General features: G+C 60.2%; 4 protein-coding genes and 1 pseudogene. 1 reads left to right on the top strand and 4 read right to left on the bottom strand.

Going from position 1 to position 8,553, the window contains the following annotated elements; genetic code table 11:
- The coding region (gene guaA, locus ABX749_RS12990) for a glutamine-hydrolyzing GMP synthase (RefSeq protein ID WP_372896363.1) at positions 1-807 on the bottom strand (807 nt) is incomplete at its 3' end.
- Positions 808-1,178: 371 nt separating this feature from the next.
- Between guaA and surE the strand changes: the two genes are divergently transcribed.
- Positions 1,179-1,940: a 5'/3'-nucleotidase SurE gene (surE, locus tag ABX749_RS12985; protein WP_145218045.1), complete on the top strand. Its 762-nt coding sequence runs from the start codon at positions 1,179-1,181 to the stop codon at positions 1,938-1,940.
- A 61-nt stretch (positions 1,941-2,001) separates the two neighbouring features.
- On the opposite strand, the gene ABX749_RS12980 is transcribed toward surE, so the two are convergent.
- The 3 genes and pseudogenes from ABX749_RS12980 to ABX749_RS12970 form a co-directional block, all read right to left on the bottom strand.
- Complete coding sequence (locus ABX749_RS12980; protein ID WP_372896362.1) at positions 2,002-3,843, bottom strand: CRTAC1 family protein; 1,842 nt, start codon at positions 3,841-3,843, stop codon at positions 2,002-2,004.
- A 93-nt stretch (positions 3,844-3,936) separates the two neighbouring features.
- Positions 3,937-6,735: a tetratricopeptide repeat protein gene (locus ABX749_RS12975; protein WP_372896361.1), complete on the bottom strand. Its 2,799-nt coding sequence runs from the start codon at positions 6,733-6,735 to the stop codon at positions 3,937-3,939.
- 196 nt (positions 6,736-6,931) lie between these two features.
- A pseudogene (locus ABX749_RS12970) lies at positions 6,932-8,553 on the bottom strand (hypothetical protein); the annotation flags it as partial.

The raw sequence follows: 8,553 nt of genomic DNA, 5'->3' as shown, positions 1-8,553 counted from the left end.
GCACGTCAACTGGGGGCCGATGGCTTTGTACAGCAGTGCCGCGACGACGGAGGAATCGACTCCGCCGCTGAGCCCGCAGATCACGCGTCGGTCGCCGACGGCGTCGCGGATCTGGCGGACGGTGGCGTCGGCGAAATCACTCAGTTGCCAATTGGGTTCACAGCCGCAGATGCCTCGGACAAAGTTTGCCAGCACCTTTCCGCCCAGCGGGGTGTGCGTGACTTCCGGGTGGAACTGCATGCCGTAAACCGGCAATTCCTTGTGCCGGATCGCCGCAAACGGGCAGGTGCTGGTGCGGGCGAGCGGTTCGAATTGCTCGCTGATCGCCGAGATCTGGTCTCCGTGGCTCATCCAGACGTCGATCTCGTCCGGCAGTTCCTCGAACAGTGTTCCGGGCTCGACGATTTCGCACATCGCGTGTCCGTATTCGCGGCGCGAGGTGTTGGTGACCTTGCCGCCGAACGCTTCGCAGGCGACTTGCAAGCCGTAGCAGATGCCCAGAACGGGAATCCCAAGTTTAAACAATTCGGGATCGCAGCGGGGCGCCCCGTCCTCGTAAACACTGGACGGTCCGCCCGACAAAATGATGCCTTTGGGGGCGAGTTCGGCGATCCGATCGGCGGACAGATCGTGTCGGATGATCTGACAGTAGACGTTCTGCTCGCGAACGCGTCGGGCGATCAGCTGGGCGTACTGCGAACCGAAATCCAGGACAACGATCCGTTGATCCGTCAGCACCGAAGCTCCGGCCTCGGAAAGGCTTGATTCGGTGGAGTTGCCCGTCGAGTGGGCGCTGGAAACACTCATGCAGGTGTGAATGGATTAAAGGGGAGCCGAGGTGGCAGGGACGTCGGGCCAAACACGCGACGAATCGGAAACGCCGGCGGCGTCGATCAGCCGCCTGCGTTTCGCTGGATCGACTTTGTTGCGCGTGCCGTAGTCGCCAATGCCAAACCGGGAGTGTAGAAAATGCACCGGTAATCCCCAAGGGGCTAAACCGCTGACGCCGGGTAGATCGTTCGGCTCTGCCGGCCCTGGGGGGCGTTTTGACGGGCTGTCGATGCGACCGGACCGACCCGGATTTCGGCCGCCAGCCCCCGGGATTGACCGACGATTGACTCCGCCGATGGTTCGGCCGATCGCCAAATTTTCTTCCACGATGCCACCTTGATGAACCCATGCGAATTCTTTTGACCAACGACGATGGTGTGTTCGCACCCGGACTGGCCGCACTGGAACAACAACTCCGCCACCTCGGGGAGGTGATCGTGATCGCGCCGGCGACCGAACAGTCGGGCGTCAGTCACTCGATCACCTTTCTCACCCCGTTGGTGGGGAAATCGATTCATCGCGACGGCCGGCACTGGGCATGGGCGGTCGAGGGTAGCCCGGCCGATTGCGTCAAACTGGCGATCGCCGAACTGCTGCGAGATAATCCGGTCGATCTGGTCGTCAGCGGCATCAACAACGGACTCAACGCCGGCATCAATGTGCTGTACAGCGGCACCGTCGCCGCGGCCATCGAAGGGGCCTTTTTCGGAACCACCAGCGTCGCCGTCTCACTCGAATACGACCCCGATGCCGATTTTCAGTCCGCAGCCGTGATCGCCAAAAAAATCATCGGTGGGATCGCAAAGCACCCCTCGTCCAAAGGGAAGTTGTTCAATCTGAACATCCCGACCGCAGCCACCCAGTCGCCCGCGGAATTGCAAATCGTACCGATGGGACTGGCCCAGTACGGCAACCGCTACGAAAAACGCCAAGACCCCGGCGGACGAGATTATTACTGGGCCCTGTGGGAAGAACCCAGCGAGCCGCCGCAAGAAAAAACCGACATCACCGAACTGCGAAAAGGCAACGTGACCCTGACCAGTTTGCAGTTCGACATGACCAACCACCCGTTGACCGATGACATGGAAGGCTGGGGATTGAAATTGTAGGGCATGCTGAGCATGCCCGTCGTCACGCACAGCGTGACCTACGTCTCGTTGCAGTCCTCGGTTACTGCTGCACCAAGTCGATCAACCGATCGACGCCGCTGACTTCCACCGGAACGGGGGCTTCGCCGGGCCAGGTCACGGTCACGCGATCGACGGCTTCCGCTTCGCCGAGCCCGAACGTCAGCTCCAGTTCCGATTGGCTGAGGTAGCTGCGGGTCGGCATGACGACGCGTGTTTGTGATTGGTCTCCGATCGTCACGGTGACCGCGGCCCCGATGGCGTCGCGATTGCAACGTGTGCCCTGCAATCGAAATCGCAGGTAGTGATGTCCGCTGGCCTGGTCGTTGCGAAACAGCTTGGCCGGCCCGTCGCTGACCGAGATCACGACGTCTTGGTCGCCGTCGTTGTCAAAATCACCAAACGCCGCGCCGCGGCCGACGATCGGTTCGCAAAACGACTCTCCGGTGCAGTTTTCGTCCAACAGCGCCAATTCGGATTGCGCGTCACGTCCCGCGTTCCAAAACAACTGGGGCGGTTGGGCGTAACGCAACGTCCGCTGCGTCTTTTCAATCTCCTCTTCCAGGTGGCCGTTGGCGCCCAGGATGTCCAGACGACCATCCAGGTCGGCGTCAAAGAAGAACAGGCCGAAGGTCAGGCCCAGTCGTGTCGGCGGGCCGAACCCGGTGAACATGGCCGCGTCGACAAACGTCTGCCGCTTCGGTGACGCCATGTACAGCGCGCTGGCTTCGTTGGCGAAGTTCCCGATGCCGATCGCCAGCGTGCCGTCGGTGCGAAAGACGGCGGCATCGATCCCCATCGCGCCGCGGGCATTGCCGCTGGCGAGGTCATAAGCGATCCCGGCCAGTCGTCCCGTTTCGGTGAACGTGCCGTCACGATTGTTTTCGAACAGAAAATTGCGCACCGTGTCGTTGGCGACGACGATGTCCAGATAACCATCGCGGTTGACATCGACCGGAACGACTCCCATCGCTTTGCCCAGCACGACATCCGTTTCTGGGCTTCGCATTTGAATCCCCGCCGACTGGGAAACGTCTTTGAAAACGCCATCCCCTTCGTTGTGGTACAGGTACGAATGGGCGCCCGAGAACGCGTCGGGCGGGCCGTAGGATCGGTTTTCTCCGTCGATCGAAAATGTTTGCGAGAGGTCCAGGTCGCGGCTCCAGGTGACATAGTTGCAGACGAACAGGTCCAAGCGTCCGTCGTTGTCGTAATCGAAAAAGCCCGCGCTGGTGCTCCAGGCGTCTTCGGCGCCCGACACGCCGGCCTGGTCGGTCACATCGACAAACTTTCCGCCGTCATTTCGCAACAAGCGATTGGATCCGACCGCGGTGATGAAGACGTCGCGATCACCATCGTTGTCGTAGTCGCCGACGGCGGCCCCCATTCCGTAAAGCGACAGATCAAGCCCGGTTTGCTCGGAGACATCCACAAACTTGAACGTGCCGTCTCCTTGATACAGACGACAGGGGCTTGCCGATGCGTTTTCGGTCCAGGGCCAATCTGTCGAATTGATGAACAACAGGTCTTGGTTGCCGTCTTGGTCGTAATCGAAGACCGCGACACCGCTGCCCATCGTTTCGGGCAGCAATTTCTCGCCCTGTTTGCCGGCGTAATGTTTGAAGTCGACGCCGGACGCCTGCGTGACGTCAACCAGCGGGATTTGCGGAAGCGTGGCCTGGTCAACCTGCCGGCCTTCGGGAGCCTCGGGCTGAATCTCGATCGCCTTGCGGTCCTTCTGGCGGAGATTCAGAAAGGCCAGCATCCCGATGATCGGGAGCATCATCACGATGATGAAAATCAGCGACTTTCGAAACGCGGATTCGATCACCGCGTCGTTCTGCACGTCTTCGTCTTCGGCGGGTTCGGTCGGCAAATTGGTCATGGAGAAGTGGTCAGGGGGAGTGACTTGGCGGTCGAGGGGAGAGTCAGTGTTGGTTCCGAAGCGTGGGAGAGGCTTTCAGCCTGTCGCACTGTTTCATTCGCGATGCAAGTCATAGATCACGAGGGCCTCGGCCGCATGACTGGCGGCTGGGTACTTGCGCCGCGCCGCTGGCAACGCGACAGCCGACGCATTGTCATCGAGTTTGTATCGATCGTGCAATCGGCGATGATGTTCTTGCGCCGCCTGGTCGCCTGCCAAACCCGCGATCTTGGCCAGGTTGGCATGTGCGGTCGCGTTTTCCGAGTCGAGTTCCAACACACGCAAGAACTCGGTACGTGAACGTTCCAGGTAGTCTTGGAAACCCGCTTCGTCTCCCATCACGTCTTTCTGTTGCGCGATATCCAACAGCGTCAGTGCCAATTCATTGCGAACGACGTAATCCAGCGAGAAATCAAACCCCCGCTCGGGGACGCGGGTGTCTAGCGTGCCCTGCAGCAGTTTCGCGGCGGTCTCCAGGTTCCCCTGCTGTCGGTTCACCACGCCGCTCAGCCAAGCATGCGTCCACGACGGCGGCGGGGGATCCATTTCGAGCGCCTCGGTCAAGCTGTCGGTCGCACCGTTCAAGTCACCTTCGGCAAACTGAACCCGCGCCAGATTCATCGGGCCGTCGGAACGTCCAAGCTCACGCACCCTGGTGAACGCTTCGGCGGCTTGTTTCTGTTCGGCTCTGCCCCTGAGCAACATGCCGATCCCGTAATCGTTCCAGCGTTGCCACGTCGGAATCGGTTTCAGATCATCGGACTGTTCGGCTTGAGCCCATTTGGGATCCAATGCCACGTGTTGATCGGTCACCGTCAGTGTCACTGCGTCACGCGCGATTTCGATGATCGGCAAATCGTTGGGATCGCCGACGTTGCCCAAGTCGAGTGGATCGCGCGCGGGATCGCGGTCGGCGCGGATGTAATCCAGGTACTCGGTGTCAAACTTTCGGTACAACAATCGCGCCGTGATCTCGATCGGCGCGTCGGAGCCTTGGGGGACGTTCAACAGGTAGTGGACCGTTTGACCCGCCCCCGGTGGGATTTGGTGTGCGTACAGCACGGTGAAGATATCTTGGGCGTTGCGTCGATTGATGCGATTGCCTTCGCGGTCGACGACGAAGTTATTGACGAAGTGAGACCACTCATCGACCCGTTCGCGTTCGTCACGACTGCCGCTCTTGCCGATCACCTTGCCGTCTTGAATCGCGGTGAACTCGATCCAAATCTGATTCGAATCGGTGGTGCCTTGGGTGAAATGGTGACCCAGAGTTAACGTTCGCAGCACGGTTTCGACCAGGTAGGACTCGCCCTTGACGACGCTGGCTCCCTGGTTGGGCAGCGGCGCGATCAACTCGCCTTCGATCGACCCGCCGCGCCGCAGGCCGAACAGGTCCAGACGCAGCGAACCCTCGAGTAACTTGCGGTGCGCCTCGACGCCGTCCAGGTCACCGGTCCAGTAGGACAAGGCGGAATTGGCACTGGGGAACCGGTGGTCGTGGACGGCCAAGCCACCCAGTTCCGCGTGGTACTTTGCACCGAACTGGTCGCTGGCCCGCGCCGGCATGTGGCATTCGTTACAGTTTTCCTGGGCCGTGGGCGGATAATAAAAACTCCGCGCCCCGTGACCGGACACGCCGCTGAGCAGGTAGCTGTCGTAGTGATTTTGACCACGCAGCCAGTCTTTGTAATGGGTCAATTCGCCGGGCAGAGACACCTTATGACAGGTGCCGCAGAACTCGGCGGTCTTGTGAAACGGTTTCAACATTTCGGACTTGTGGAAGGCCGGTTTCGCCTTGACCATCAAATCGCTCAACGTTTGAAGCACGCCGTGATCGCTGTAGGCAAAGGGGTAGTGTCGCGGTTCGTCGATCGTGTAATCCGCGTTGCCGACGTGTGAATCGATCGATTGGATCGCGTGACACGAGGTGCAGGTGATTCCGGCATGGGCGGTCACGTCATCGACATCGTCGTAATTCGGATCGTCGAACTTGCCAGAAAAGAAGGGAACCGGATCGTGGCATCCGGCGCACCAGCGCGAGGCTTGGACGGATCCGTCGCGTTGGGCGGCGACTCGCCGTGTCTCGCGGACCGACGCGCGATAGGCCGGGTTATTGAAACTGCTTAATTTGTGAACGCTGTGAACCCAGTCCTCGTGGATGTCGCTGTGGCAGCGCAAACAATAATCGTCGTTCTGTAAGACGTCTTGCGAAATGAATTTGCCCGTCGCCGTCGAGGCGAGCGATGGCTGGAAGTACTTGTCGCCTTCGGCCGGCGCGATGCCTTCGCTGATCCGTGGATCGCTCGCTTGGAACGCCACCATCACCGCCACGAAACAGCCGATCGCCACCGCGACGCGACGTCCGATGTGCCACTTGATCCGAGGACCGACCAAGCGATGCAGCCAGTACAGCCAAATGGCGATCAGCGGCGTCAGCAAATGCGCCCAGTAGATGACGCTTCGGACCGAAGGGTTGACGATGTTGAGCGAGCCGATCCGCGTCAGCAAGACGCCGCTGATCAGAATGATCAACGCGACCGCCAGCAATGCATAACCGATCTTGACCGCGCGGCGATTGCGTCGATCCTTGGCACGCCACATGTGCGCGAATCCAAAAATCACCACCGGCAAAATGAGCAACAGACCGAGCCCGAGATGGCCCAGGAACATCAGCTGATAAAAATGCGACTCATAGACCTGGCCGGTGAAAACCTGCAGCCACGTGACGCCGGTCAAGTACAGTCCGTTGGCAGCCAACACACCGAACAGCGTCAACACGACGTACAGCATGACCCGCAAGCGAGGCGTGATGACGCGCCGAGGTTTCTTGGTGGGAGCGGGAGATGCGGTCATGGGAAAAGCGGAGGGAGGTTGCTGCAGAGGGGGGCGGTCAAAGGGCTGATCTTTCGGTGACGCCTCGCAGGCGTTGTCCGCTACAGTCCATGGTTGCGGTGAATCTGATTCGCTCCACTAACATACGACGCAGCCAAACCGCTTTCGGTTTGGTCCGTCCGCTCCCGATGCGACGTTTTTCCGCGGCCCGTTCCTGCTAACCGGCATCGACGGTCGTTAAAAACGGTTTGTCGCTGGGCTGACCACGATTCCAAAACGCTCGGAAGGATTGGCGGCGACGCAGCGAATCCGCGTTCTTGCGTTCGACCGAGTCAAACTGGTCGGCCGACTCCGCCGTCGGGGGGTAGCCTCGCATGTCCCGAATCGGCAACGGTCCGATGGACTGCCCGGTCAGGGTGTTCAGGTCGGCGTCCTTGTCCCAGCCCACACAGTGCAAGATGAAATCGCGTTTCCAACCGTCTGGCAGCGTCTGCTCGGGGGCGCGAAACCGCATCCGGATTTCATCGCCGCCGCTGATCACGACCATTGAGTCATCCCACTCGCGTAGTCGTTCGGTGCAGTCGCCGAATTGGGTCACCGTGCCACGTAGCGGCGGCCATTTCGGTTGCGAATCGGCTTGCCCGTAGTCGTAGGTTTCCGGACGTGTCGAGTCCGCGTGGATGCGCTTGGAGAATCCATGGAACGCGACTTCGGCGTCGATCAACGGCATCGGCTGGGTCACGCTGGACGCCGGATCGTCCTGGATCGCCAGCGAGGCTGTGTCCCAATAGATTTGCGCGCTGGTGCGGACGCGAAGGCGTGGATCGTCCGGCTGCAGGTGCTCGGAAACGTCGACGACGATCGTCTTGGTCTTGCCGCCTGGAAAACCCATGAACTCGATCGCGTTTCGCCAGCCCGATTCGGTCGATGCATCGGGCACCCACACCGACGGGAACTCGATCGCCGGCAGTTCGGGGTTTTGGTCGATTTGAATGTTCAACGACGTGTCGGTCGGCAAGATCCAACCGCGGAGCACGAGATAGACCGCCTTCTTGTCGCCGCCGCTGAGCTGTTGCTTGACCGCGTCACCGAAATCCAAATCGATCCAGTGCGGCGGGCAAAGTCCCTGCCGAATCCGTCGGTCAAAGCCTTGGACGTAGCGTTCATCGGCCGAGGTCAACAATTCAGTCACGTCGTTTGCGCGGGTGTCCGAGGCGACGGCGACCGGATGCAACTCGTTTTCATCAAAGGCAAAAATGGTGGGAGTCGCGACGCTGGGGGGGCCGACTTTTTCGTTGGAATAGATCGCAACGTCGGCGGGATGGTCGACGGCGGTCAATTCAATCTTGTCGACGTAGGCGACTTCCCACAGTTCTTCAGTCAATCGAAACTCGTATTCGCCGTCTTTGTTTTGACGCACCAAACCGCCGTCAATTTTCAGATACTCCCACGGCCGATCCGGCTGGACGACGCCGGCGGCGACTTGCAGTCCTAACGGAGCCGCCCACAAACAATCGGTGACGAATGCAAACCGCTCTCCGTCCCAGCTGTACAAGTACGGGCACGATCCTTTCAGCGTTTGCTCTTCCTCGATGATCGAGTCGACTTCGGGGCTGCGGATCGTTTGCGTCAATCCATTGGGCATGATGACACGGATGGTGTCGGCCGAGTCGAATCCGTCCATGCCGAAATGTGTCCCCGGTCCGCGGACGATCCGGCTTCGATAGTGTGGCCCGAAACGCAGTTCCAGGACCGAACCGATTGCGTAGTGGTTCACACGTCCACTCGCCGCGGCGTTGTCGGCGATGCCTTTGAAGCGAACCGAAATCTGGTGCGCGT

This window comes from Stieleria sp. (assembly GCF_041595215.1).
GTDB classification, from domain to species: Bacteria; Planctomycetota; Planctomycetia; order Pirellulales; family Pirellulaceae; genus Stieleria; species Stieleria magnilauensis.
Note: the sequence above shows the minus strand (reverse complement) of the source record. Positions and strands in the feature narration are given on the sequence as shown.